The following is a 25,734-nucleotide window of genomic DNA, read 5'->3' on the forward strand; positions in this document are numbered from 1 at the left end:
ATGGCCACCCGCCACCCCGACCTCACCCTGGCCTACCTCCCGCACCTGGACTACGACCTCCAGCGCTACGGCCCCCACGACCCCCGCTCCCTGCAAGCGGCCACCGACCTGGATGCGGCCCTGGCCCCGCTCCTGGACGACGCCCGCGCCCAGGGGCGGACGGTGGTCGCGCTGTCCGAGTACGGCATCACCCCCGTCAGCCGGCCCGTCGACATCAACCGCGCCCTGCGCCGTGCCGGACTGCTGGAGGTCCACACCCAGGACGGTATGGAATACCTCGACGCGATGGCCTCCCGCGCCTTCGCCGTCGCCGACCACCAGATCGCCCACGTCTACGTCCGCCGCCCCGAAGACCTCGACGCCACCCGCGCCGCCCTTCAGGACCTGCCGGGTATCGAGCAGCTGCTGGACGACGCGGGCAAGAAGGCCCACCACCTCGACCACCCCCGCGCGGGGGAACTGGTCGCCGTGGCCGAGCCGGACGCCTGGTTCACGTACTACTACTGGCTCGACGACGAGCGGGCGCCCGACTTCGCGCAGCTCGTCGAGATCCACCGCAAACCCGGCTACGACCCCGTCGAGCTGTTCATGGACCCCCTCGATCCCTACGTCAGGGTCAAAGCCGCCACCGCCCTGGCCCGCAAGAAACTCGGCATGCGCTACCGCATGGCCGTCGTCCCCCTGGACCCCTCACCCATCCGTGGCAGCCACGGCCGCCTCCCCGCAAGCGACGACGAAGGCCCGCTCCTCATCTGCTCCACCCCCCGCGCCCTCGGCGACCGCATCGAAGCCACCGACGTGAAACAACTCCTGCTCCGGCTCGCCGGACTCGGCTGACGCGGCACCATCCACGGCCACCGAGATCCGACTACTGAGAGTGAAACACACGGCACTGACAACGGCCCGCCTGAGCCGCATCAGGGCAGGCCACGACCCAGAAGGCAGGCACCCGTGACCCTGTTCTCCGACCCCTCGCGCACCGACGCAGGTACCGACTCCGCGGCCGGCGGCCCGGACGAAAGCCTGCGCCGCAGTCTCGGCGTGGGCCGCCGCCGCTTCCTCAGCACCTGCACCGCCGTCGCCGCCGGAGCCGTCGCGGCCCCCGTCTTCGGCGCCGCTCCGGCCCTCGCCCACGACCGGGACAGAGGCCGCGACCACGACCACGACCACGGTCACGGACGCGGGCAGGTCCTGGTTCCGGCGGACAAGCGCGGCATCATCCTCTACACCGTCCGGGACGCCACCGCCCGCGACCCCCTCGCCTCCGACCTGCCCTCCGGTTTCCGCGAGGTGTTCAAGCAGCTCTCCCGCCACGGCTACCGGCAGGTCGAGTTCGCCGGCTACCGCCAGCACGCCAACGCCCCCGGTGGCGCCGACCTGGAGACCGTCCAGGGCGCGAAGCTGCTGCGCTGCTGGCTCGACGACTACGGCCTGCGCGCCCAGGGCAACCACGGCTTCATCCCGGGCTCCTGGCCGCTGACCGAGGCGGACAAGGACACCTTCAAGAAGCACCTGGAGATAGCCAACATCCTCGGCCTGGATCACATGGGCACCGGCGGCGACCCCACCGGCAGCTCCTACCGCGCCGACTGGGACGTGGCCGCCGACAAGTGGAACGCCCTCGGCGCGATAGCCCGCCGTGAGGGCGTCAAGCTCTACACCCACAACCACGACGGGGCCTACGGCTTCCTGCTCGACGGCGGCCCGCTGGACGACCAGGGCCGCCCGACCCGCAGCTCCGGCATCCGGAAGCTCGAGTACTTCCTGAAGGTCACCGACCCGAAGCTGGTCTGGCTGGAGATGGACATCTTCTGGGCGCACGTCGCCCAGTACAAGTTCCACACCTACACCGCCCACGACGGCTCCACGCGCAGGAACGTCTTCGACCCGGCCGGCCTGGTCGCCCGCAACAACAAGCGCTACCCGCTCTTCCACGCCAAGGACGGCGTCGTCAGCACGACCAACGGCATGGGCTACGACATGGTGCCCTTCGGAACCGGCGTCATCGACTACACGACGTTCTTCTCCCGGGTCGGGGAGCGGAACTACCACAACCCGATGATCGAGGACGACAACTCCCCGAGCGCCACCGACCCGGCGCAGTCCCTGCGCGAGGCCAAGATCAGCTACGACAACCTGGCGGCCCTGCGCAAGCGGCGCCGCTGACCGGTGCACGGACCGGGCGGCCCCTCCCGCGTCGCGCGGGAGGGGCCGCCCGGTCCGTGCGGGCGGGCTTCGCCCGGTCAGCCCTCACCGAGCGGCCGGGGGTTGGGCGTGATGCGCTTGTCCTTCGAACGGCCCGGCGGGTGCAGGAACAGCGCCATGAAGCCGGCGAAGATCGAGATGCAGCCCGCGAGGGTGAAGGCGCCGTTGTAGCCCCAGGCGCCGACGACCACGGAGCCCATGCCCGCGCCGAGGCCGGAGACGAGTTTGGAGCTGTAGACCATGCCGTAGTTGGTGGCGTTGTTGTTCTCGCCGAAGTAGTCCGCCGTCAGCGCCGCGAACATCGGGAAGATGGCACCGCCGCCGAAACCGGAGACGGCGGAGAAGACCAGGAACAGCGGCAGGTTCCGGATCTCGGCCGACCAGATGATGCCGAACTGGGCGAGACCGAGGATCGCGCACACGTAGAGCAGGCACTGCTTGCGGCCGTAGAGGTCGGAGAGCCAGCCGATGACGCCGCGGCCGGTGCCGTTGACGATCGCCTTCAGCGACATGGCGGTGGCCACGATGCCGGCCGCGAAGCCCGCCTCCTCGCCGATGTCCACCTGGAAGGCGATACCGAAGATGTTCACGCCCGAGGTGCAGGCGAGACAGAACCACATCAGCGCCACCCGGCCGGTGCGCCACGCCTCCAGCGGGGAGTACTGCTTGGTCGCCGGGGGGTTCTTCTCCAGCGAACGCCGGGCCCGCGGGTCGTCCGGCGGGTTCAGCGGGTCGACGGCCGCCGGCCACCAGTTCTTGGGCGGGTCCCGGAAGTAGAAGCCGGCGACCGCCACGACGGCGGCGAGGAACACACCGGCCGACACCAGGACCCAGCGGAAGTTGGAGGTGTCCATGAAGCCGTGGAAGATGAAGACGAACGGCACCGAGCCGTAGGCGAAGCCGCCGTTGACGAAGCCGGTCTTGCCGCCCCTGCGCTCCGGGTACCACTTGCCGACCATGTTGACGCAGGTCGCGTACACCATGCCCGCACCCATGCCGCTGAACACGCCGAACCCGATGAAGGCGAGCGAGACGTGCGGCGCGAACGCCAGTGACAGATAGCCGAGCAGGGTGCCGACCGAGCCCAGCATCATCGCCCAGCGCGCCGGCAGTCTGCCGTTCTCGCGCAGCCGCCCCGCGGGGAAGGCGACCGCGGCCTGGCAGAAGATCCAGGCGGTCATCATCCAGTAGATGTTGCCGCTGGACCAGTGGTGGGCCTCGTGCAGCGTGTCCTCGGCGGACGCGAACGCGTACTCGGCGGAGGAGATGCCCATCATGCCGACCCAGGGCAGGATCACCATCCACTTGCGCTTGCGCCCCATGATGTCGATGTCGGACTCGCCCACGCGGTAGACGCGTCCGTTCCTGTCGGTCACCTCCCGGAAGCCGACTGACCGGGGGACCTCGGTGGTTGTCATGTCGTTCGCACCCCTTGCGTCGAAAGTTCTGGCCAGCGCCCCCTGTCCAATGCCTTCCGTGCGCGCGCGGGTCCCGGGGCCGGCCGGCGCGCACCGCCGGCCGGCCCCCGCCGACTCACCTCATGAGCCGCCCCCCAACAACCCCGCGGCCCGCGCCCACCGGTACTTGGCGCCCAGCACCGCCACCGGCTTCTCGGTGGTGTACGGATACGCGACGACCCCGCGGTCGAAGAGGTACTGGCACGCCTCCTCCACCTCCACGTCGCCGGCGAGGGAGGCCACCACGGGCTTCTCGACGCCGCGCGCGCGGAACTCGGCCACCACGCGCGCGGTGAGTTCGGCGAACACCAGGGGTGGCGTGACGATGGTGTGCCAGTAGCCGAGCACCAGCGCGTGGATGCGCGGGTCCTCCAGACCGAGCCGCAGCGTCGCCTCGTACGTCGACGGCGGCTCGCCCCCGGTGATGTCCACCGGGTTGCCCGCCGCCCCGAACGGCGGGATGAACGCACGGAACGCCGCGTCCAGGTCCGGCGGGATCTCCATCAGCGTCAGCCCGTTGTCCGTCACCGCGTCCGAGAGCAGCACCCCGCTGCCACCGGCACCGGTGATGATCACCACGTTGTCCCCGGCCGGGGCGGGGAGCACCGGCAACGCGCGCGCGTACTCCAGCATCTCGTTCAGACCGGGAGCCCGGATGACCCCGGCCTGCCGCAGGATGTCGTCGTACACGGCGTCGTCCCCGGCGAGCGCCCCGGTGTGCGAGCCGGCGGCCCGCGCACCCGCCGCCGTGCGCCCCGCCTTGAGCACCACGACCGGCTTCCTCGGCACCGTCGCCCGCGCGGCCTCGACGAAGGCGCGGCCGTCCTTGAGGTCCTCCAGGTGCATCGCGATGCACTCGGTGTGCGGGTCCTCGCCGAACCAGGTGAGCAGGTCGTCCTCGTCCAGGTCCGACTTGTTGCCGAGGCCGACGATCGCCGACACACCGGTCTTCGTCGTCCGCGCGAAGCCCAGGATCGCCATCCCGATGCCACCCGACTGCGAGGTCAGCGCGACCCCGCCCTTCACGTCGTACGGCGTGCAGAACGTGGCGCACAGGTCCTGCCACGTCGAGTAGTAGCCGTAGATGTTCGGGCCGAGCAGCCGCACACCGTGGCGCTCGGCGATCGCCACGATCTCGTCCTGCAGCGCGTGCTCACCGGTCTCCGCGAACCCGGAGGGGATCAGCACCGCGTTGGGGATCTTCTTGCGCCCCACCTCGTCCAGAGCCGCGGCCACGAACCGCGCCGGGATCGCGAAGACCGCCACATCCACCTCACCGGGAACGTCGGTGACACTCTTGTACGCCTTGCGGCCCAAGATGTCATCGGCCTTCGGGTTCACCGGGTGGATCTCGCCCGCGAAACCGCCGTCGACGAGGTTGCGCATCACCGAGTTGCCGATCTTGCCCGGTTCGCCGGACGCGCCGATCACGGCGACCGACGTCGGCTGCATGAGGCGGCGCATCGAGGTGAGGATCTCCTCGCGCGTGTACCGGCGGCGTTCCTTCGGCGCCTCCGTCGCGAGGATCACCCGGATGTCGGCGGCCACCGCGCCCCCGGGCGTGGCGATCACCGGGTTGAGGTCCACCTCGGCGATCTCCGGGAAGTCCCCGACGAGTTCGGAGACCCGGCGGATCTGCTCGGCCACCGCGCGGCGGTCCACCCCGGCCCGTCCGCGCACCCCGCGCAGCACCTCCGCCGCCCGGACGGAGTCCAGCATGGACAGCGCCTCGTCGGCGTCGACGGGCGCCAGCCGGAACGTGACGTCCTTGAGCACCTCGACGAGGACCCCGCCGAGTCCGAAGGCCACCACCTTCCCGAACGTCGGGTCGGTCACCGCGCCGACGATGACCTCCTGCCCCTCGGGCAGCAGTTCCTGGATCTGCACCCCCTCGATGCGCGCCCCGCTGTCGTACGCGCGGGCGCCGTCGACGATCCGGCGGAACGCCGCCCGCACGTCCGCCGCGCCCTCCACGCCGACGACCACACCGCCCGCGTCGGTCTTGTGCAGGATGTCCGGCGAGACGATCTTCATCACGACCGGCCCGCCGAACCGCGCCGCGCACGCCACCGCCTCGTCGACGTCCCGGGCCAGCTCCTCGCCCGGTACGGCGATCCCGTAGGCGTCGGCGAGCACCTTGCCCTCGGGCGCGGTGAGCGCGGTGCGGCCCGCGGCCCGTACGGAGTCCAGCAGTCGGCGCACCCGCGCCACCCGGTCCTCGGCCCCCATGTCAGATCACCCCGTTCGACTTGAGCAGCCGCAGTTCCTCGTCGCCGAGGCCCAGTTCACCGACGTAGACCTCCTCGTTGTGCTCGCCGAGCAGCGGAGAGGTGCTCACCTCCACGGGGGAGTCGGAGAGCTTGAGCGGGCTGCCGACGGTCACGAACTCGCCGCGCTCGGGGTGGGGGACGGTCACGACCATCTCGTTGGCGACCAGGGAGGGGTCCTCGATGATCTCCTTGGTGGACAGGATCGGCCCGCACGGGATGTTGTGCGCGTTGAGCCGCTCCAGCACCTCCCACTTGGGGAGGGTGGACGACCACTCCTCGATGAGCTGGAACATCTTGTTCAGCTTCGGCAGCCGGGCCCGGGGCGTCGCCCACTCGGGGTCCTCGGCCAGCTCGGGCCGGCCGATCAGCTCGCTCAGCGGCTGCCAGCCGACCGGCTGGACGATGACGTACACGTAGTCGTTCGGGCCGCCCGGCGCGCACTTGACCGCCCAGCCCGGCTGGCCGCCGCCGGAGGCGTTCCCGGAGCGGGGGACCTCGTCGCCGAAGTCCTCGTTGGGATACTCGGCGAGCGGGCCGTGGGCCAGGCGCTGCTGGTCGCGCAGCTTCACCCGGCAGAGGTTGAGCACCGCGTGCTGCATGGCCACGTTCACCCGCTGACCGCGTCCGGTGCGCTCCCGCTGGTACAGCGCGGCGAGGATGCCCGCCACGACGTGCACACCCGTGCCCGAGTCCCCGATCTGCGCCCCCGTCGCCAGCGGCGGCCCGTCCTCGAAACCGGTCGTCGACATCGATCCGCCCATGGCCTGCGCGACCACCTCGTACGCCTTGAAGCCGGTGTACGGGCCCTCGCCGAACCCCTTGACGGAGGCGTAGACGATCCGCGGGTTGATCTCCCTGATGCGGTCCCAGGTGAAGCCCATCCGGTCCACCGCGCCCGGCCCGAAGTTCTCGACCATGACGTCCGAGCGGCGGATCAGCTCGGTGAGGATCTCCTTGCCGCGCTCGGACTTGGTGTTGAGGGTGATGCTCCGCTTGTTGCAGTTGAGCATCGTGAAGTAGAGGGAGTCGACGTCCGGGAGGTCGCGGAGCTGCCCCCGGGTGATGTCACCGGTGGGCGCCTCCAGCTTCACGACGTCCGCGCCGAGCCAGGCGAGCAACTGGGTCGCGGAGGGACCGGACTGCACGTGCGTCATGTCCAGGACGCGGACGCCCTCGAGGGCCTTCGCCGGCGTGTCCGTCATGGTTCCACCTCACTTGTACATCGTCTGGTTCATGGTTCCGGGGGCGTACGCGTCCGGGTCCACCCAGACGTTGACCAGGGACGGCTTGCCGGACTCGCGGGCGCGGCGCAGAGCCGGCCCGATGTCGGCGGGATCGCGGACCTCCTCGCCGTGTCCGCCGAGCATCCGCGCGAACTCGTCGTACGGCACGTCCCCGAGGGTGTTGCCGACCCGCTCGCGCTCCTTGCCGTACTTGGCGGCCTGGCCGTAGCGGATCTGGTTCATCGAGGAGTTGTTGCCGACGATGCCGACGAAGGGCAGGTCGTAACGGACGAGGGTCTCGAAGTCCCAGCCGGTGAGGGAGAAGGCGCCGTCGCCGAATAGCGCGACGACCTCCTTGTCGGGTCGCGCCTGCTTGGCCGCGAGTACGAAGGGGACGCCGACACCGAGCGTGCCGAGCGGTCCCGGGTCCATCCAGTGGCCCGGTGACCTGGGCTGCACGACCTGACCGGAGAAGGTGACGATGTCGCCGCCGTCGCCGATGTAGACCGAGTCCTCGGTGAGGAAGTCGTTGATCTCGCTGACCAGGCGGTACGGGTGGATGGGGGAGGCGTCCGACCTGAGCTGCGGCAACCGCTTGTCCAGCGCCGTGCGTTCGGCGGCGCGCAGTTCGTCGAGCCACTCCTTGCGCCGCGCCGCGCCCCCGTCGACCCGCCCGGAGGCGGCCTCGGTCACCGACTTCAGGACGAGGCCGGCATCGCCGACGATCCCGAGGTCGATGTCGCGGTTCTTGCCGACGGTGCGGTAGTCGAGGTCGATCTGCACGACCGTCGCGGCCGGGGAGAGCCGTTTGCCGTAGCCCATGCGGAAGTCGAAGGGCGTGCCCACGACGACGATGACGTCGGCGTTCGAGAAGGCGTAGCGCCGGGACAGCTGGAAGTGGTGCGGGTCGCCGGGGGGCAGCGTGCCGCGTCCGGCGCCGTTCATGTACGCCGGGACGTTCAGGGTGCGGACCAGTTCGACGGCCGCCTCGGTCGCGCGGGTCGTCCACACCTGGCTGCCGAGCAGGACGGCCGGCTTCTCCGCGTGCACCAGCAGGTCGGCGAGCTTCTCGACGGCCTCCGGGTCACCCGCCGAGCGCGTCGAGGCACGGTAGGCCCCCGCCCTCGGCACACGGGCCTTGTCCACCGCCACCTTGGCGTCGAGCACGTCGCGCGGAATCTCCAGGAAGGAGGGGCCCGGTGCCCCGTGGTAGCACTCGCGGAACGCCATCGACACCATGTCGGCGGCGCGGGCCGTGTCCGGCACGGTCGCCGCGAACTTGGTGATCGGCGTCATCATGTCGACGTGCGGCAGGTCCTGAAGAGACCCCATCTTGTGCTGCGTGTGCGCGCCCTGACCGCCGATCAGCAGCATCGGGGACTCGGCGCGGAAGGCGTTGGCGACGCCCGTGACGGCGTCGGTCGTACCCGGTCCGGCGGTGACCACCGCACAGCCGGGTTTGCCGGTGATGCGGGCGTAGCCGTCGGCGGCGTGCGCGGCGACCTGCTCGTGGCGTACGTCGACGACCTCGATGCCCTCGTCGACGCAACCGTCGTAGATGTCGATGATGTGGCCGCCGCACAGCGTGTAGATGCGGTCGACCCCCTCGGCCTTGAGTGCCTTGGCGACGAGGTGACCGCCGGAGATGACGTCCTGGGTGTCGTCGGGCATGGCGAAGTCCTGTCCCTTCACGAGGGGTTGGGGCGCTCTCTCGTACATTGCATACAGTCGACGAATACTGTATGAAGCTTGTTATCCCGCATCCGGTGGGTGGTGTCCAGGGGGCGTGCGGCACTTTCAGTCAGGAGCCGAGATGGACCTGTACGAACACCAGGCAAGGGAACTCTTCGCAGCACACGGCATCGTGGTACCGAGGGCCGAGGTCACGGACTCGCCGGACCGGGCGCGCGAGATCGCCCGCGGGCTCGGCGGACGTGTCGTGGTCAAGGCGCAGGTGAAGACCGGCGGACGGGGCAAGGCCGGCGGTGTGCGGCTCGCCGCCGACCCCGTCGCGGCCGAACGGGCGGCCCGCCGGATCCTCGGCATGGACATCAAGGGCCACACGGTCGCCACCGTCATGCTCGCCGAACAGGTCGACGTGGACCGCGAGTTCTACGTGTCCTACGTCCTGGACCGGTCGGCCGGCCGCTTCCTCGCCATCGCCTCCGCGGAAGGCGGGACGGAGATAGAGGAGGTGGCGGCCGAGCGGCCCGAGGCGGTGGTCCGCGTCCCCGTGGACCCGGCCGAGGGCGTGACCTCGGCCGTCGCCGCACGCATCGCGGCGGCGGCGGGCCTGCCGGCGCAGAGCGCCGACGTGCTCGTACGGCTGTGGGAGGTGCTGGTCCGCGAGGACGCCCTCCTCGTCGAGGTCAACCCGCTCGTGCGGACCACCCGGGGCCGGATCATGGCCCTCGACGGCAAGGTCACCCTCGACGACAACGCCCGCTTCCGTCGCCCCCGCCCGGACGGCGAACACGCGGCGTCCGCCGACCCGCTGGAGGCGAGGGCCGCCGCCAAGGGCCTCCACTACGTCCGGCTCGACGGCGAGGTCGGGGTCATCGGCAACGGCGCCGGACTGGTGATGTCGACGCTCGACGCGGTCGCCGGCTGCGGTGCCCGGCCCGCCGACTTCCTCGACATCGGCGGCGGCGCCTCCGCCCGGGTCATGGCCGACGCCCTGTCGGTCGTCCTCTCCGACCCCGCCGTCAAGTCCGTCCTCGTCAACGTCTTCGGCGGCATCACCGCCTGCGACGCGGTCGCCGAGGGCATCGTCCGGGCGCTGGAGGAGGTCCGGCTCACCACACCGCTCGTCGTCCGCCTGGACGGCAACAACGCGGCGCGCGGCCGGGCCGTGCTGGCCGCCCGCGCCCACCCGCTGGTCGAACAGGCCACCACCATGGACGGCGCCGCCCGCCGTGCCGCCCGACTCGCCGCCGCGGCATCCACCGCCGGATAAGGAGACAGGACGACATGGCGATCCACCTCACCAAGGAGAGCAAGGTCCTCGTCCAGGGCATGACCGGCGCCGAGGGCATGAGGCACACCCGCCGCATGCTCGCCGCCGGCACCGACGTGGTGGGCGGCGTCAACCCGCGCAAGGCGGGCCGCACCGTCGACCTCGCGGAGCGCGCGGTGCCGGTCTTCGGGTCGGTCCGCGAGGGCGTCGAGCGCACCGGCGCCGACGTCACCGTGGTCTTCGTGCCGCCCGCCTTCGCCAAGGCCGCGGTCCTCGAGGCCGCCGACGCCCGCATCGGCCTGGCCGTCGTCATCACCGAGGGCGTCCCCGTCCACGACACCGTCGCCTTCACCGCGTACGCCGAGGCCCGGGGCACCCGGATCATCGGCCCCAACTGCCCGGGCCTGATCACCCCCGGCCAGTCCAACGCGGGCATCATCCCGCCCGACATCGCCCGGCCCGGCCCCGTCGGCCTGGTCTCCAAGTCGGGCACCCTCACCTACCAGCTCATGCACGAACTCCGCGACACCGGCTTCTCGACCTGCGTCGGCATCGGCGGCGACCCGGTCGTCGGCACCAGCCACATCGACTGCCTCGCCGCCTTCCAGGACGACCCCGACACCGAGCTGATCGTCCTCATCGGCGAGATCGGCGGCGACGCGGAGGAACGCGCGGCGGCCTACATCCGCGACCACGTCACCAAACCGGTCGTCGGCTACGTCGCCGGCTTCACGGCGCCCGAGGGGCGGACCATGGGCCACGCCGGTGCCATCGTCTCCGGCTCCTCGGGCACGGCCCGGGCCAAGAAGGAGGCGCTGGAAGCCGCCGGCGTACGGGTCGGGAACACACCGACCGAGACGGCACGGCACGTCGTCGCCGTACTCGGCGGCGAGACCCGGGACGGGGTCCCCGCATGACCGCCGGGACCGGGGGCGCCGCCCTCACCCTCAAGTCCGGCACCTCCTGGACCGACGCCTGGCAGCGCTGCCTCACCGCCGCCCCCGAGGCCTTCCGGGACGACCGCGTCCTCAACCTCTGGGACGGTGCCTGGCGGGCGGACGGCCGGGTCCTGCCCGCCACCAGCCCCGTCGACGGCACCCCGATCACCGGCCCGCCCCGGCTGGACGGGGAGACGGCCCACCGGGCCGTACGCGCCTGCCTCGACCAGCACCGCGCCTGGCGCCACGTCCCCCTGCCCGAACGCCGCGCCCGCGTCGCGGCCACCCTCGACGCCCTCGCCCAGCACCGCGAACTCCTGGCACTGCTGCTCGTCTGGGAGATCGGCAAACCCTGGCGGCTCGCGCAGGCCGACGTCGACCGGGCCGTCGACGGGGTGCGCTGGTACGTCGACGGCATCGAGGCGATGACCGAGGGCCGGGCGCCGCTGGAGGGGCCGGTGTCCAACATCGCGAGCTGGAACTACCCGATGAGCGTGCTGGTCCACGCCCTACTGGTGCAGGCCCTGGCTGGCAACGCGGTCATCGCCAAGACCCCCACCGACGGCGGTGTCGCCTGCCTGACCCTGGCCTGCGCGCTCGCCGCGCGCGAGGGCGTCCCCGTCACCCTCGTCAGCGGCAGCGGGGGCGAGCTGTCGCCGGCCCTGGTGCGGGCGCCCGAGATCGGCTGCGTCTCCTTCGTCGGCGGCCGCGACGCCGGTGCCGCCGTCGCCACGGCCGTCGCCGACCTGGGCAAGCGGCACATCCTCGAACAGGAGGGACTCAACACCTGGGGAGTCTGGGACTTCACCGACTGGGCCGCGCTCACGGCGGTGATCCCGAAGCTCTTCGACTACGGCAAGCAGCGCTGCACCGCCTACCCGCGCTTCGTCGTCCAGCGCCGCCAGTTCGACGCGTTCCTCGCGGCGTACCTCCCGGCGGTCCGCACCCTGCGCGTCGGCCACCCCCTCGCCGTCGAGGCACCGCACGATCCCTGCCCGCCGCTCGACTTCGGGCCGGTGATCAACGCGTCCAAGGCGAAGGAGCTGCACGACCAGGTCGCCGAGGCCGTAGACCGGGGCGCCGTACCCCTGTACCGCGCCGGCGCCGCCGACGCCCGCTTCCTGCCCGGCCAGGACACCTCGGCCTACGTCCAGCCGGTCACCCTCCTGAATCCGCCCGGGTCCTCACCGCTGCACCACGCGGAGCCCTTCGGCCCGGTCGACACCGTCGTCCTGGTCGACACCGAGGCGGAGCTGCTCGCCGCCATGAACGCCTCGAACGGCGCGCTGGTCGCCACCCTCTCCACCGACGACCCGGCGACGTACGACAGGCTCGCGCCGCAGATCCGCGCGTTCAAGGTCGGCCACGGTGTCCCGCGCTCCCGCGGGGACCGCGACGAGCTGTTCGGCGGACACGGCGCGTCCTGGCGCGGGGCCTTCGTCGGCGGCGAGCTGCTGGTACGCGCCGTCACGCAGGGGCCGGCGGGGGAGCGGCTGCCGGGGAACTTCCCGGACCACCACCTCATGCCGTAGGCCCGAGGGCACCGGACGCGAGGGGAGGGCCGTCAGCCGATGCCCTGGCGGTCCGGCGACAGGGCGAAGGCCCGGTCCGCCGGGCTCGGCGCGGTCCGTTCGACGGCCTGCCGCAACAGCTCGCGGTGGCGCCGCAGAGGTTCGCGCCGTTCCGGCGGCGCGAGCCGCAGCAGGTCGTCGAGCCCGGCCAGCATGCGCCGCGTGACCTGCGGGGCCTCCACGGCGCAGGCTCTGACCTCGGCGAACCCGAGATCCACCAGCTCGGTCCAGCCCGGCACGGGCTGCACCAGCCGCACGGCGCCGTGCCGGTCCCGGTGCTCGACGCTGTCCAGCGGCCGCCGGGACAGGTCGGCCAGGATCTGCACCACCCGGTCCAACGCCTGCACGGCGGTCGTCGGATCGTTCACCGCCGGGGACAGGGCGCGCAGACCGATGTCGGACAGCTGGCGCAACCCGAACGCCACATCCTGGTGGAAGGTGCGCTCGACCCCCACGGCCAGGGTGTACCGCAGCCTCCGGCGCGGCGGAGCCTGCCCGCCGTGCACCGCGAGGACGGGAGTGCCGGGCACCAGGAAGTCACCGATCCGCGGGACCAGCCGCAGGACCACCCCGTGCCTGCGGGCCACCCGCACCAGCCGGGCGGTGTGCACGTCCCGCAGCACACCGGCACGCCCGTCGTGGGCGACCCACCCGGTCACCGGACCGAGGGCGGGCACCCCGCCGCCACCCGCCGGCGCGGGCATCTGCGCCGCCACCCGGAAGGACTCCGCGGCGATCCGGGCGATCACATGGCTGACCCGCAACAGCCGCAGCGTCGCGTTCACGTACATCACGAACAGCAGCAGACTGAGCGCGACCATCGCGAGGGTGAGCACCGACTGCACCAGGGGCACCGACGTGGTGTCACGGGGGTCGGGGGTGCTGTCGTAACTGGTCAGGACGAGCAGGGTCAGCACGAACGTGGCGAGGAAGACGGCGAAGGTCGCCTTCGTGATCCGGCTGCGGACGAAGAGCCGCACCACCCGCGGGGTGAACTGCCCGCTGGCCATCTGCACGGCGACCAGCGAGATGCTGAACACCACACCGATGAACGTCATCATCGCCGAGCCGACCGCGGACACCACGGTCCTCGCGTCGTCCGCGAACCGCAGCAGCTCGGCGAGGGTCTCGTAGTCCCCCTCGTCCTGCAACGCCCGCACGAGCGCGGCGTCCAGCTCCTGCGCCACCAGCCAGACCACGAAGACGCCCACCATGGCCGCCGTGGGCGCGAACCAGAACGTGTCCCGCAGATGCTCCCTGAGCGGCGACAGCGCCCGCGGCCGACGACGCGGAAGCGGACCCTGGGTAACCCTCCAGTCACTCATGGTCCGACCCTAGGCGCCGCGGAGCCGTCGGTCCCGGACCGCCGCTCAGGCGAAGGAAACGCAGGTGAAAGGCGCTGCGAAAGCTTGGTATGGTTGTCCATGTCGCCGCGGGGGAGCACCCCGCACAGCGACAGACACCTGGTCCGGGTGGCGGAATGGCAGACGCGCTAGCTTGAGGTGCTAGTGCCCTTTATCGGGCGTGGGGGTTCAAGTCCCCCCTCGGACACAAGACAGCAACGTGATGCCGGCCGGGAGAGATCCCGGCCGGCATCTCGCGTTTCCGTGCTGCCCCGGGACCGTGACGACGCGACCCGAGAGCGGTACGCGAGCCCCGTAAATGCGATGCGCCGGCGCTTCCGGCTTCCCTAGACTCACCACGACATCGAGACCGAGTGAGGGGAGCCGGGCCGTGCGCATCCGCACCGCAGCCGTCGTTCCCCCGTCCCGGTACGAGGTGATCCTCGTGTCTCCGGCCGTCCGGTGTCCGCTGCGCGGCCGGCACCGGAAACCCGCGACGACGCACTGACGTACGCCCGCTCGGCCACACCGGCACCGGTACCGGTACCGGCAGCACCGCCGGTACCTCCGGCACCAGGAGTGCCGCCGGCCGCCGCCGCGAGCGTCCGCCGTCCCGGGAGATCGCGCCGCCCCCTGTACAGACCAGCGAAGGGCCACGGGCCGTGCGCACCCACGTCAACACCCTCACCACCGTCCGCAATCTGGGCATCCTCGCCCACGTCGACGCCGGCAAGACCACCGTCACCGAGCGGATCCTCTACACCACCGGCACCACTCACAAGCGCGGCGAGGTCCACGACGGCACGACCGTCACCGACTTCGACCCGCAGGAACGCGACCGCGGGATCACCATCTTCGCCGCGGCGGTCAGCTGCTCCTGGGACGGCCACCGGATCAACCTGATCGACACCCCGGGACACGTCGACTTCGCCGACGAGGTCGAACGCTCGCTACGTGTGCTGGACGGTGCGGTCGCCGTGTTCGACGCCGTCGCCGGGGTGGAACCGCAGAGCGAGTCCGTGTGGCGCCAGGCCGACCGGCACGGGGTGCCGCGGATCGCGTTCGTCAACAAGATGGACCGGACGGGCGCCGACCTCGACGCGGCCGTCGCCTCGATCCGTGAGCGACTGCACCCGGTGCCGCTGGTCGTGCAGTTGCCCATCGGCGCGGAGGACGGTTTCACCGGCGTCGTCGACCTGCTGCGCATGCGCGCCCTGGTGTGGGCCGACGGCGCCGACACAGCCGAGGAGGGACCGGTCCCGCACGCCCTGCGTGAGGAAGCGGCGCGCAGGCGGCGACTGCTGGAGGAGGCGGTGGCGGAACGCCACCCGGCCGCGCTGGAGGAGTTCTGCGACCGCGAGACCCTCGACGCGACCACCCTCGCCGCCGCCCTGCGCGACCTGACCCGCGGCGGCGACGGCGTGGTGGTGCTGTGCGGCTCGGCCTACCGCAACCGCGGCGTCGAGCCGTTGCTGGACGCGGTGGTGGCCTACCTGCCGTCACCGCTGGACGTACCCCCGGTGCGCGGCACCCATGAGGCCGCGGAGCAGGAACGGCCCGCCGACCCGGCGGCGCCGATGGCGGCACTGGCGTTCAAGGTGAACGCCACCCCGACAGGACGGCTGACCTACCTGCGGGTGTACTCGGGCACGATCGGGAAGGGGGACACCGTGTGGGACGCGAGCACACGACGCGCCGAGCGGATCGGCCGCATCCTGCGGGTGTGCGCCGACCGTCACGATCCGCTGGAACGGGCGGTCGCCGGGGACATCGTCGCCGTGGTCGGGCTGAAGTCCGCCCGCGCCGGCTCGACCCTGTGCGCACCGGACGACCCGCTGGTCCTGGAACCCCCGGGTGTCGCCGAACCCGTCGTGCACGTGGCGGTTGAGGCGCGTCGCTCCACGGACACCGACCGACTGGCCACCGCGCTCGCCCGGCTGACCGAGGAAGACCCCTCGCTCGCCGTCCGGTCCGACCCGCAGACCGGGCAGACCGTGCTGTCGGGCATGGGGGAACTGCACCTGGAGGTCGCGGTGGAGCGCGTACGGCGCGAGCACGGTCTCGAGGTCGCCGTCGGCCGCCCAGGTGTGGCGTACCGCGAGACGGTCGGTGAGGGCGTGTCCGGCTTCGTGTACCGGCACGTCAAACAGGACGGCGGCGCGGGGCAGTTCGCGCACGTCGTGCTGGACGTGGAGCCGTGGGAGGAGGACACGGAAGAGCGTGGCCTGGTGTTCCGCTCAGCGGTCGTCGGTGGGCGCGTGCCGCAGGAGTTCGTCCGGGCGGTCGAGGCCGGCTGCCGGGACGCGCTGGCCGAGGGCCCACTCGGCGGTCACCCGGTGACCGGCGTACGGGTCACGCTCGTCGACGGCCTCACCCACGTCAAGGACTCCTCGGAGACGGCCTTCCGCACCGCCGGCCGGTTCGGGCTCCGCGAGGCCCTGCGCGCCTCGGCGATGGTCCTGCTGGAGCCGGTGGTCGAGGTCACGGTCACCGTGCCCGAGGACGCGGTCGGTGGCGTCCTCGGTGACCTGGCCGCCCGACGTGGCCGGGTCACGGGCTCCGACACGGGGGCCGGCACGGCGGTCGTCACCGCCACCGTGCCGCTGGCCGAACTGTTCGGCTACGCGACCCGGCTGCGCAGCCGCACCCAGGGCCGCGGCACGTTCAGTGCCCGGCCCACCGGCTACGCGCCGGCGCCGACCCCGGCCGCCGTCCGCTAGCGCGCCGGGCCGGCCCCTCCCCGTACGCGGGAGGGGCCGGGCCCTTCGTCAGGCCCTCGCCAGCAGGGACTCCCACGCCTGCGCGGCCGCCGGGTGCCGGGACGTCAGCACGGCGCCGGGGGCAGTGGCGGCAGCCGGAGGAGTGGCCTGCGTGGTCCATGGCCCGTCGCAGCCCAGCAGGCCGGCCAGCGCGTCGCAGGCCGCCGGGTGCGCGGCCAGGAGCGCGGCGCCCATCGGTCCGGCCGGTGCTCCGGTCGGCGCGCCGGGCTGTGCCCACTCCCCGGAGCAGCCCAGCAGCTCCGCGACCGCGTCGCAGGTCGCCGGGTGCGCCGGCAGCAGCGCGGCTCCCCGAGGACCGGGCTCCTCCGCCCCCGCCCGGCGGAGTACGGGCGCGGCGGCGGGCGTCCGCCACGGCGGCACCCACGCGTCCAGGGCCGCCAGCCGACCCGGGAAGATCCGTCCCGCCTCCCGGATCAGCAGCGGGGCCAGCTCCGCGGCGCCCGAGCGCATCGTGGTGATGAGCAGCGGCAGCCACGGCAGCAGCACCGCGTCCGGCAACCGCGCGAACGCGTTGGACACCGCCTCCACGACCACGTCCGCCAGCCCCGGAACGGGCTCCAGCGCGTGGACGAAGCCACTGAGATAGCGCGGATAGGAGGGCACCACCAGCGGGTTGGCCAGCAACTCGTCGCACCGCTCCCGCAGCTGCGCCCGCGACAGGGTGCCGAGCTGCACCTGGGCCGCCCACAGCAGCGCCGTCTTCGACGGCTCCTCGGGGTGCGACTGGGCGACCGCCAGCTCCAGCTGGGCCCGGTCGCACCCCAGCGACAGCGCAAGGCCCTCCATGCTGAACAGGAAGCCGAGCATCGCCGCGACCTGCCCCACCGTCGCGTCCTCGTCCCGGAACGCCGTCGGCAGCAGGGTGCAGTAGTGGGCGTAGCCGGTCCTGACGAACGACTCGATCCAGGAGGGCAGCTCGGGCTCGCTGGTCCGGTAGTACGCCAGCAGTCCACGTACCCGGCGCAGCACCTCCGGCGCGCCGTCGACGCTGCGCTCGGTGGCGAGGACCTTCAGCGCGTGGGTGCCCAGCTCGTCGGCGAGACGCCGGCTGCCCAGGTACAACGTCGCGTCCTCGACCGCCGCGAGCACGGTCGCCGTCGTCGCCCGCGGCCCGTACGCGTCCCGCCGCAGCCGCTGCTCCAGGACCTGCTCGATGCTGACGCCCTCGTAGCCCAGCTCGATGAGGGCCCGCTGGTGGGTGCCGATCGCCAGGTCCCACGACTCCTGGATCGACCGCTCACCGAGCCGCCGCTCGCCCATGATCGGCCGTGCCGCACCGTGCGGCATCAGCCTCCGCAGCATCCACAGCACGTCGGAACAGGCCCGCAGTTCCGGCCGGGAGACCATGTCCAGCAGCGCCCGCTGCACGCCCCGCTGCTGGAGCTTCAGCCCGAGCGGCGCCAGCCGGTCGTGCACGTCCCGGGCGAGCGGCGGCAGCGCCTCGTAGCCGACCTGGCCGACCCGGTCACCGCCCATCATGATCTCGACCAGGCGCCGCACGTCCCGCCGGCCGGGGACGGTGTCCTTCTCGATGCAGGTGACCGCCGCGTCCTGGAAGTCGTACGGCGTCGGCTTGGCGCGGTCCCGCATCCCGGCGAGCAGGATCGACGTCTCGAAGACGGCGATGGCGTCGGCGGTCGAGGCGAGGTATCCGTTGCGCCGGGCGGCGCGCACGATGTCCACGGACCAACCGAGCAGTTCCGCCTCGTCCAGGCCGTCGAGCACCGGCGGCCTGCGCAGGAAGCCGGACAGCCGGTCCTCGGCGGCCGCGGGCTCCGGTGCCGGAGCGGCCGCCTGCTTCCGCACGGACCTGGACTTCTTCGTCCCGGCCTGGCCCTCCAGGCGGAACGGCTTCACCCGGGTCCGCTTCAGGCTCTTCGCCCACTCGGTCGCCGCGATCGACACCGACCCCGCGGCGAGACCGAACTGCGCCTCGATCGCCGCGTGACTGGACGGGATCAGCCCGTACTGCCAAGCGGTGGCGGAACGCGGCGAGATGGTGAAGGTGTCGCTGCCCCCCACCCCGAACTCCGCCACCCGGCTGGCCGCGTGGAAGGCCCCGCACACGTACAGCGCGTCCGACGGATCAGTCCCGGTCGCCGCCATGTGCTCCCGCATCCGCGTCCACATGTACCGCTCGCGGTCCTCGTCCACCCGGACCCGGTCGCCGTCGCCCGGGGCGAGCCGCCGGAAGAGGCTGCCGATGAGGAACATGACCTGGCGGTAGGTGTCGTGGTCGGCGACGCCGTCACCGGTGCCCGCGCCGAGCGGCACCTCGACGTACTGGTGCCACCACTCCGACCAGTGCCGCACCTTGCCGTGCCGCAGCAGGTGCTCCTCCAGCTCGGCGAAGCGCGGACGCAGGTCGCCGATCTCGACGCCGACGGCCTCGCCGTGCAGCGCGGCCTCGGGCTCACCGGAGGCCGGCGCCCCGTCCGCCGGGGTCTCGCCGGCCGCCTCCCCGCCCCTGCTGTCCCACTGGAAGACGTGGTCCGCCGACCGGTCGACCAGGACCAGCTCCACCCCGGGCGTGTCGAGGGCGTACGCGATGGCCTGGTACTCGGCGGACGCCTCGGTGATCGGCGCGACGACCGACAGCGGCGCCCACTCGGCGGGGAAGCCGTCGACGTCACCGGCGAACGCCTGCACCGCCACCGGCAGCCGGCAGTTGCGCAGCTCGGTGAGGAGCGGAGCCATGTCCTCGCACAGCTCCACGTAGACGACCTTCGGCTGCTTCGCGCGCAGCCGTCGGGCCATGGCGGTCGCCGAGGCGGGGGAGTGGTGGCAGACCGGGAAGATCTCCAGCGGTTCGCGCACCGCCCGGTCGACGTCGTCGACCAGGCCGAGGAGGATGCCCTCCAGCGCGTCCGGCCCGCCCGCGAAGGTGGCGGCGGCCTCCTGCAACTGCCCGCGCAGCGCGGCGAACGACGTGCTCTCCTGGGGCCCGCTCATGACAGGGTGGCGATCGCGTCGCGGCCGCCCTCCAGGAACTCGGGCCAGGAGCCGCCCTCCTCCTTGCTGCGCGGCTCGACGACACCGTGCAGGTACTTGTTGAGGATGGCCAGGTCCTCCGGCTCGCGGCGGGTGAGCGAGCCGACCAGCGAGGACGCGAGGGCACGGGCGGTCAGGGCGCGCTCACCGAAGAAGTTGCTGTGCAGGACGGCGTCCTCCAGGACACCGATCTGCTCGGCGGTCGACAGGGCGGACTCGAGCTTCTCGTCGTCGCTGCCGGCCGCGGCCGCCGAGGCGCGCAGGTCCGCGAAGCTCCGCAGGAGCACGTCGAGCAGGGTCGGGGGCACGTCCAGCTCGATCGAGTGCCGGCGCAGCAGCTCCTCGGTGCGGAAGCGGACGATCTCCGCCTCGCTCTTCTTGTTCGTCACGACCGGGATGCGGACGAAGTTGAAACGCCGCTTGAGCGCGGAGGACAGGTCGTTGACGCCCCGGTCGCGGCTGTTGGCCGTGGCGATGATCGAGAAGCCGGGCTTGGCGAAGACGATGTTGTCGTCCCCGCTCCCGCTCTCCAGTTCGGGCACGGAGATGTACTTCTCCGAGAGGATGGAGATCAGCGCGTCCTGGACGTCACTGGTCGACCGGGTCAGCTCCTCGAAACGGCCGATGGAGCCGGCCTCCATCGCGGTCATGATCGGCGAGGGGATCATCGACTCCCGCGACTGCCCCTTGGCGATGACCATCGACACGTTCCACGAGTACTTGATGTGGTCCTCGGTGGTGCCGGCCGTGCCCTGCACGACCAGCGTGGAGTTGCGGCTGATCGCCGCCGACAGCAGCTCGGCCAGCCAGCTCTTGCCGGTGCCGGGATCGCCGATGAGCAGCAGACCGCGGTCGGAGGCGAGGGTCACGATGGACCGCTCGACGAAGCTGCGGTCACCGAACCACTTCTGCGAGACCTCCCGGTCGAGGCCGTCGGAGCGCTCGGAACCGAGGATGAACAGACGGACCATCTTCGGCGACAGGCGCCACGAGAACGGCTTGGGGCTGTCGTCGATCGACTCCAGCCAGTCGAGCTCCTCCGCGTACTTGATCTCGGCGGGCGCGCGCAGCAGGTCGGACATGAGGAAGGCCTTTCCATGCGGTGATCACAACGAAACGAAAAGAAACGAAACGGAACGAGAGACGCTTTCCGGTGCTCGGCAGCTCGGTCGCTCGGTGATCAGGTGAGAAATGTCTTGAGTTCGTGCACGAGCTTCTTGATGTGTCCCGAGATCACCGGGGTGCCGAGGTCCTTGAACCGCTCCCGGAACCAGGGATCGACGCTGCCCCGCCCGGAGCTGGTCACCGAGCCGACCGGGATGAACTTCGCTCCCGAGCGGTGGACGGCGGCCATGCTGTCGAACAGCTCCTGCCGACGCCACTCGTAGAAGTCGGAGATCCACACCACGACGGTGTTGCGCGGCTCGGCGATCTTCGGCTGGGCGAGGGCCATCGCGACCGTGCCGTCCGTGCCGCCGCCGAGCTTGGTGCGCAGCAGTGTCTCGAAGGGGTCGTGCGCCCAGGGGGTGAGGTCCAGTGCCTGCGTGTCGTAGGCGATCAGATGGACGTCCACCTTCGGCAGCCCCGCGAAGATGGAGGCGAGGATGGTGCAGTTGACCATGGAGTCGACCATGGAACCCGACTGGTCCACCACCACGACGAGCCGCTGGGGTGTCGTCTTGCGGCTGGTGTGCCGGTAGTAGAGACGGTCGACGTAGAGCCGCTCCTCCTCGGGACTCCAGTTGGTGAGGTTCTTCCAGATGGTGCGGTCGATGTCGAGGTTGCGGAAGACCCGCTTGGGCGGCACGGACCGGTCGAGCTCACCGACCGTGGACTTCTCCACCTGGGTGCGGAGCACTTCGGTGACCTCGTCGACGTACCGGCGGATCAGCGCCTTGGCGTTGGACAGCGCGACGCCGGAGAGGTTGTCCTTGTCGCGCAGCAACTGCTCGATCAGGGACATGCTGGGTGTCAGCCGGGCGGCCAGCGCGGGATCGGCCAGCACCTCGCGCAGCCGCATGCGCTGCACGAGGCCGGCCTCGATGGAGCCGAGTTCCGGCCCGATCTCCGGGAGGAGACGGCTGAGGTCGGGAGTGGGCCCGCCGACGCCCGTACCGGTCGGGCTGACACCGCCGCCGGGACGGCCACCGGTGCCCCGCCCGCCCCGCAGTTCGCCGGGCCGGCAGCCGAGGGCACGCTCCAGCCATTCCGCGTCGGACTGCCAGCGGGCCAGCTGTTCGGCGGTGACGTTGCCGGGGCGGGAGGCGAAGACGTTCAGCAGCACCTTCGACGCGAGCGCCGCGCGCCGCACCTCGGCGGCCCGGTCGCGCTCGCCGTCCTCCTCCGGCTCGGGCGTCATCAAGCCCTCGAACTCCTCGGCGAGTTCAGGATGCCGCTGCACGACGGAGCCGACGGACGCGTCGGGGTCCAGGAGGGCGGGAGGCAGGCCGATGTCCTCGACCACGGCGAGACTCGCCGACTCCAGCGAGGCGTGCTCCTCGGGGTCGAAGAGCCGGGCGAGCAGCCGCCAGTAGAGGACCTGCCGGCGGTTGTCGGCCGCGTCGGGCTCGGGCGCGGGACCGGGAGCCTGCCCGGGGGAGTGGCCGGTCATTTCCGCAGCAGCTTTCCGGCGCGCTCGCGCAGTACGGTGACGGCGTCCGTGGCGGCCTTCTCGGCCCGGGCCCCCGCCTTGTCGGTCGTCCCCCCGGCCCAGGCGCCGGCGTGCACCGCGACGGCCTTCTTCCGCACCAGCCGCTCGACGGCGAGTGGCTGGAGCAGGAACTCCCCGGCATCCCAGCGCAGCAGCCCGAGGCACGCCACGGACGAGGCCACGAACTCGGGAGTGAGCGGTCCCGCGACCGGCAGGCGGTCGGTGTCGACGCCGAGGTGGCCTCCGGCCGTCCGGAGGACGACCCGGCCGTCCTCCTCCTCCACGCCGTACCCTTCCAGCAGCACCGGCACCGCCAGCCGGGCCGGATGCCGCTCCAGGGGAGCCACGGGGAACGCGGCGGCGGTGGGCAGGGCGACCCGGGCGGTGGCGAAGGCGTCGGCGGGCTCTCCCGCACGCGCGCGGGCGTCGTCCCAGACGAGGTCGCCCTCGGCGGTCAGGGGCATCGCGTCGAGGTCCATGGAACGGCCCTCGCTCACGGCGGCCAGCAGCGACATGTGCGGTCGCAGCAGCTGCCACAGACCGGCCCCGACGACCGTGTCGGGCTTCGGCGCGGACACCGAGGCCCGCACCAGCCGGGGCGTACCGCCGTCGGCGGGTTCGAACACCGCGTGCACCTGCGCCTGTACGGCGGTGGCGTGCTCCTGGACGTCGACACCGAGCGGCAGCAGACGCCCGGTCGCCTCGGCCACGACCGGCTCGGGGTCGACGCCCGGCAGCGTCAGCAGCAGGGCACGCGACCACAGGTCGGCCCAGCGGCGCACCGGAACCCGCTCCAGCGTCGCCCCGGGACAGGAGGCGGCGAGCTCGGCGGCGAACCCGTCGAGCAGCGTGGCCGGCCGGCGCGACGCGGGGTCGGGCAGCATCGCGGAGACGACGGGCGCGGCCCCGCCGACCAGCTCGTGGTCGATGCCCCGCCAGCCGGCCCGCGCCAGGTCGCACAGCCAGCCGCGCGCGGCCAGGCGCAGGTTGGCGGCCTGCTCCGTACCGGCCGCGGGGGCGGCGGCGGCCTCACCGCGGGGCCGGCCGACGGCCTCCTCCACCCGGGTGACGAGCGCGTCGTGCACGGATCCGAGCAGAGCGGTGCGGGCGGCGGCGAGGGCGACGAAGTGCCCCTCGTCCCCGGCCCCGGCGGCCGTTTTGTCGGCGGCCTCGGCCACCCGCGAGGCCAGCGGCGACCCGGCGACGGCGTCGGCGAGCCCGGCCAGTCCCTCGGCCTGCCCGGGCTGCGGACGGAGCAGCCCGCCGACGAGCGCGGCATCGAAGCCGTCCACGGCGGCGAGGGCCTCGTCGAGACCGTCCACCGCGTCGAGAAGCAGATCGGCACGCATCAGGCAGTCACCGCCCTGGTCGTCGGGAACCACTGCATCTCGGGCAGCGGAGCGGTGGTGACCGGAAGTTCGAGATAGGCGAGGTGCCGCAGGAACCGGCTGAACACCTGGGCCGCCGCCGAACCGTCGCCGGGCCCGGGCCGGGTGGACGTCATGGCGTAGGTGAGCACCTGCGCGTCGGCTGGGTCCTCGGCGTCGACCTTCAGGTACCTGGCCACGCGCTCCGCCCCGTACTGGAGCACGGCCTCACCCACGAGCGCGCGTATGTGGTTGCAGAACGAGCCGTGCGCCCCACCGCAGGGACGGTTGTTGTTGGTGCTGCACGAGTACGCGTACGACCCGGCCGCGACCGAGGACACGTAGACGCGCCCGATGTCCGAGCCGCTGGAAACCACACCCTGCAACCGGCCGTCGGCCAGCTCGACGAACGGCACCTTGGCCAGCTTCCTCGGCCGCGCGGGCGGCACCACCCGAGCCGTGCTCGACTTCTCCCAGACGGACAACGCACCATCTCCCATGCAAGCGAAGGGGGCGTTCACGCCACCTCGGCGGAACGAGATCGAATCTATCGGCAGGCACTGACAACGCCCCGCCGACCGCCGCGTCCTCGGCGCTCGTGACCGGTCCCTCGACGCGACCTTGACGGCGCCCGTGAACCGGTCGCTACTTGTGCAGTGGACGTCGGGCGATGGCCCACGCCCGCATCGACGGAGAGCGGAGAACCGACGACCGGACCCGCGGCAAAGCCCGCACCACACCGCGACGACCAGCAACCCACCACAGGGAGCAGCCGTGTTCGCGAACGTGCCCACCGTCCTGACCCCGCTCAGAGCCAGGGTCCTCCTGGTCCTGGCGGTCCTGCTGGCCACCCTCGCGCCCGCCGCCCCGACCCTGGCCGCGGGGCAGCCGGAGGCCGCCGGTGCCCGCCCCGGCGCCGAGGTCGTGGCCGTCACCCGGGTCGCGGACCGACAGGTCGACCTGTCGGTGCGGTCGACGGCCCTGGGCGGCCGGGCCGTCCAGGTCCGCCTCCTCACCCCGGACGGCTGGGACCCGCACGACCGACGGCGGCAGCACTGGCCGACCCTGTGGCTCCTCCACGGCTGCTGCGGCGACTACACGTCGTGGACCAGCATGACGGACGTGGCGGAGACCGAGCGTCTGCGCGACGTCCTCGTCGTCATGCCGGAGGCCGGCTGGAACGGCTGGTACAGCGACTGGTGGAACCACGGCAAGGGCGGCGACCCGGCCTGGGAGACCTTCCACACGGTCGAGCTGCGCCACCTCCTGGAACGCGACTGGGGCGCCGGCGGCAACCGTGTCGTGGCCGGCCTGTCGATGGGAGGCCAGGGTGCCCTGCTCTACGCGGCCCGCCGCCAGGGCCTGTTCAGGGCCGCGGCCGCCTACTCCGGCTCGGCTCATCCCCTCCTGAACGACGAGTCGGTCGCCCGCATCATGGGCTTCTTCGCCGGCCAGGGCAACGACCCGCTCCGCGTCTGGGGCGACCCGGTCGCGCAACGCCGCGTCTGGGAGGCCCACGACCCCTTCCATCTCGCCCGGCGACTCCGGTCGATCCCGGTGTACCTGTCCTGCGGCGACGGGACGACCGGTCCGCTCGACGCACCGGGGAGCACGAGCGCCCTGGAGGCGGACTTCAACAGGCAGAACCATGCGCTGGCAGCAGAGCTGGAGCGGGTGGGGGCGAAGAAGGTGACCACCCACTTCTACGGCCCGGGCACCCACACCTGGCCGTACTGGGAACGCGAGCTGCACGCCTCGCTCCCCATGCTGTTGGACGCCCTCGGGGCGGAGGGCTCTCGGGGCAGGTAGCGTCCGAGCTCCCGGGGCCCGCCCGGGGCCACCGGCAGTGGGGGGGCCGGGGGGGGTGGGGGGCCCCGGGCGCCCCCCCCCCCCCCCCCCGGGGCGCCCCCCCGCCCCCCCCCCCCCCCCCGGCCCAAAACCAGAGGGCCGACGAGAACCCCCCCGGGCCGCATAGGTATAAGC

General features: G+C 72.3%; 17 protein-coding genes and 1 tRNA gene. 8 read left to right on the forward strand and 10 right to left on the reverse strand.

Features of this window, described 5'->3' with window-relative positions; genetic code table 11:
- The coding region (locus tag ACGF5T_RS26620) for an alkaline phosphatase family protein (RefSeq protein WP_392889432.1) at nt 1-837 on the forward strand (837 nt) is incomplete at its 5' end.
- 114 nt (nt 838-951) lie between these two features.
- Nucleotides 952-2,166 carry a sugar phosphate isomerase/epimerase family protein gene (locus tag ACGF5T_RS26625; protein ID WP_356612981.1) on the forward strand — a complete coding sequence of 405 codons (1,215 nt, stop codon included), beginning with the start codon at nt 952-954 and terminating at the stop codon, nt 2,164-2,166.
- 77 nt (nt 2,167-2,243) lie between these two features.
- Here ACGF5T_RS26625 and ACGF5T_RS26630 read toward each other — a convergent pair whose 3' ends face one another.
- The 4 genes from ACGF5T_RS26630 to ACGF5T_RS26645 form a co-directional block, all read right to left on the reverse strand.
- Nucleotides 2,244-3,623, reverse strand: coding sequence for an OFA family MFS transporter (locus ACGF5T_RS26630; RefSeq protein ID WP_366767429.1), 1,380 nt, complete (start codon nt 3,621-3,623; stop codon nt 2,244-2,246).
- Nucleotides 3,624-3,743: 120 nt separating this feature from the next.
- Complete coding sequence (locus ACGF5T_RS26635; RefSeq protein ID WP_366767430.1) at nt 3,744-5,891, reverse strand: acetate--CoA ligase family protein; 2,148 nt, start codon at nt 5,889-5,891, stop codon at nt 3,744-3,746.
- Between the two features lies 1 nt (nt 5,892).
- Nucleotides 5,893-7,134, reverse strand: coding sequence for a formyl-CoA transferase (gene frc, locus ACGF5T_RS26640; protein ID WP_356610970.1), 1,242 nt, complete (start codon nt 7,132-7,134; stop codon nt 5,893-5,895).
- A 9-nt stretch (nt 7,135-7,143) separates the two neighbouring features.
- The gene (locus ACGF5T_RS26645; protein WP_366767431.1) at nt 7,144-8,826 is read right to left on the reverse strand and encodes a thiamine pyrophosphate-binding protein; all 1,683 of its coding nucleotides are present in this window, start codon (nt 8,824-8,826) and stop codon (nt 7,144-7,146) included.
- Nucleotides 8,827-8,968: 142 nt separating this feature from the next.
- On the opposite strand from ACGF5T_RS26645, the gene sucC reads away from it, so the two are divergent.
- Genes sucC through ACGF5T_RS26660 form a run of 3 tightly spaced genes read left to right on the forward strand, consistent with a single transcriptional unit; the run spans nt 8,969 to nt 12,581 of the window.
- The gene (sucC, locus tag ACGF5T_RS26650) at nt 8,969-10,111 is read left to right on the forward strand and encodes an ADP-forming succinate--CoA ligase subunit beta (protein ID WP_356610966.1); all 1,143 of its coding nucleotides are present in this window, start codon (nt 8,969-8,971) and stop codon (nt 10,109-10,111) included.
- Nucleotides 10,112-10,125: 14 nt separating this feature from the next.
- Nucleotides 10,126-11,028: a succinate--CoA ligase subunit alpha gene (gene sucD, locus ACGF5T_RS26655; RefSeq protein WP_356610964.1), complete on the forward strand. Its 903-nt coding sequence runs from the start codon at nt 10,126-10,128 to the stop codon at nt 11,026-11,028.
- Nucleotides 11,025-12,581, forward strand: coding sequence for an aldehyde dehydrogenase family protein (locus ACGF5T_RS26660; RefSeq protein WP_366767432.1), 1,557 nt, complete (start codon nt 11,025-11,027; stop codon nt 12,579-12,581). The genes sucD and ACGF5T_RS26660 overlap by 4 nt, the downstream gene beginning before the upstream one ends.
- Nucleotides 12,582-12,613: 32 nt before the next feature.
- Here the strand turns inward: ACGF5T_RS26660 and ACGF5T_RS26665 are convergent, their stop codons facing one another.
- On the reverse strand, nt 12,614-13,945 hold the full coding sequence (locus ACGF5T_RS26665) for a DUF2254 domain-containing protein (RefSeq protein WP_366767433.1): 1,332 nt from the start codon (nt 13,943-13,945) through the stop codon (nt 12,614-12,616).
- A 141-nt stretch (nt 13,946-14,086) separates the two neighbouring features.
- Between ACGF5T_RS26665 and ACGF5T_RS26670 the strand changes: the two genes are divergently transcribed.
- Nucleotides 14,087-14,171 (forward strand) — tRNA-Leu (locus ACGF5T_RS26670).
- A 454-nt stretch (nt 14,172-14,625) separates the two neighbouring features.
- Nucleotides 14,626-16,683 carry an elongation factor G gene (gene fusA, locus ACGF5T_RS26675; RefSeq protein ID WP_356610959.1) on the forward strand — a complete coding sequence of 686 codons (2,058 nt, stop codon included), beginning with the start codon at nt 14,626-14,628 and terminating at the stop codon, nt 16,681-16,683.
- A gap of 48 nt (nt 16,684-16,731) precedes the next feature.
- Here fusA and ACGF5T_RS26680 read toward each other — a convergent pair whose 3' ends face one another.
- From ACGF5T_RS26680 to ACGF5T_RS26700, 5 genes are all read right to left on the reverse strand, one after another.
- Nucleotides 16,732-19,695 carry a hypothetical protein gene (locus ACGF5T_RS26680; protein ID WP_356610957.1) on the reverse strand — a complete coding sequence of 988 codons (2,964 nt, stop codon included), beginning with the start codon at nt 19,693-19,695 and terminating at the stop codon, nt 16,732-16,734.
- On the reverse strand, nt 19,692-20,816 hold the full coding sequence (locus ACGF5T_RS26685; protein WP_356610955.1) for an AAA family ATPase: 1,125 nt from the start codon (nt 20,814-20,816) through the stop codon (nt 19,692-19,694). The genes ACGF5T_RS26680 and ACGF5T_RS26685 overlap by 4 nt, the downstream gene beginning before the upstream one ends.
- A 98-nt stretch (nt 20,817-20,914) precedes the next feature.
- On the reverse strand, nt 20,915-22,345 hold the full coding sequence (locus ACGF5T_RS26690) for a VWA domain-containing protein (RefSeq protein WP_366767434.1): 1,431 nt from the start codon (nt 22,343-22,345) through the stop codon (nt 20,915-20,917).
- On the reverse strand, nt 22,342-23,766 hold the full coding sequence (locus ACGF5T_RS26695) for a hypothetical protein (protein WP_392889443.1): 1,425 nt from the start codon (nt 23,764-23,766) through the stop codon (nt 22,342-22,344). Before ACGF5T_RS26695 ends, ACGF5T_RS26690 begins: the two co-directional genes overlap by 4 nt.
- The gene (locus ACGF5T_RS26700) at nt 23,733-24,251 is read right to left on the reverse strand and encodes a hypothetical protein (RefSeq protein WP_366767485.1); all 519 of its coding nucleotides are present in this window, start codon (nt 24,249-24,251) and stop codon (nt 23,733-23,735) included. Before ACGF5T_RS26700 ends, ACGF5T_RS26695 begins: the two co-directional genes overlap by 34 nt.
- A 274-nt stretch (nt 24,252-24,525) precedes the next feature.
- Here ACGF5T_RS26700 and ACGF5T_RS26705 point away from each other — a divergent pair, with 274 nt between their 5' ends.
- Complete coding sequence (locus ACGF5T_RS26705; RefSeq protein WP_366767436.1) at nt 24,526-25,560, forward strand: alpha/beta hydrolase family protein; 1,035 nt, start codon at nt 24,526-24,528, stop codon at nt 25,558-25,560.
- The last annotated feature ends 174 nt before the right edge of the window (nt 25,561-25,734 follow it).

The sequence above is a fragment of the Streptomyces sp. NPDC047853 genome (genome assembly GCF_043204535.1).
In the GTDB taxonomy this organism is placed as follows: domain Bacteria; phylum Actinomycetota; class Actinomycetes; order Streptomycetales; family Streptomycetaceae; genus Streptomyces.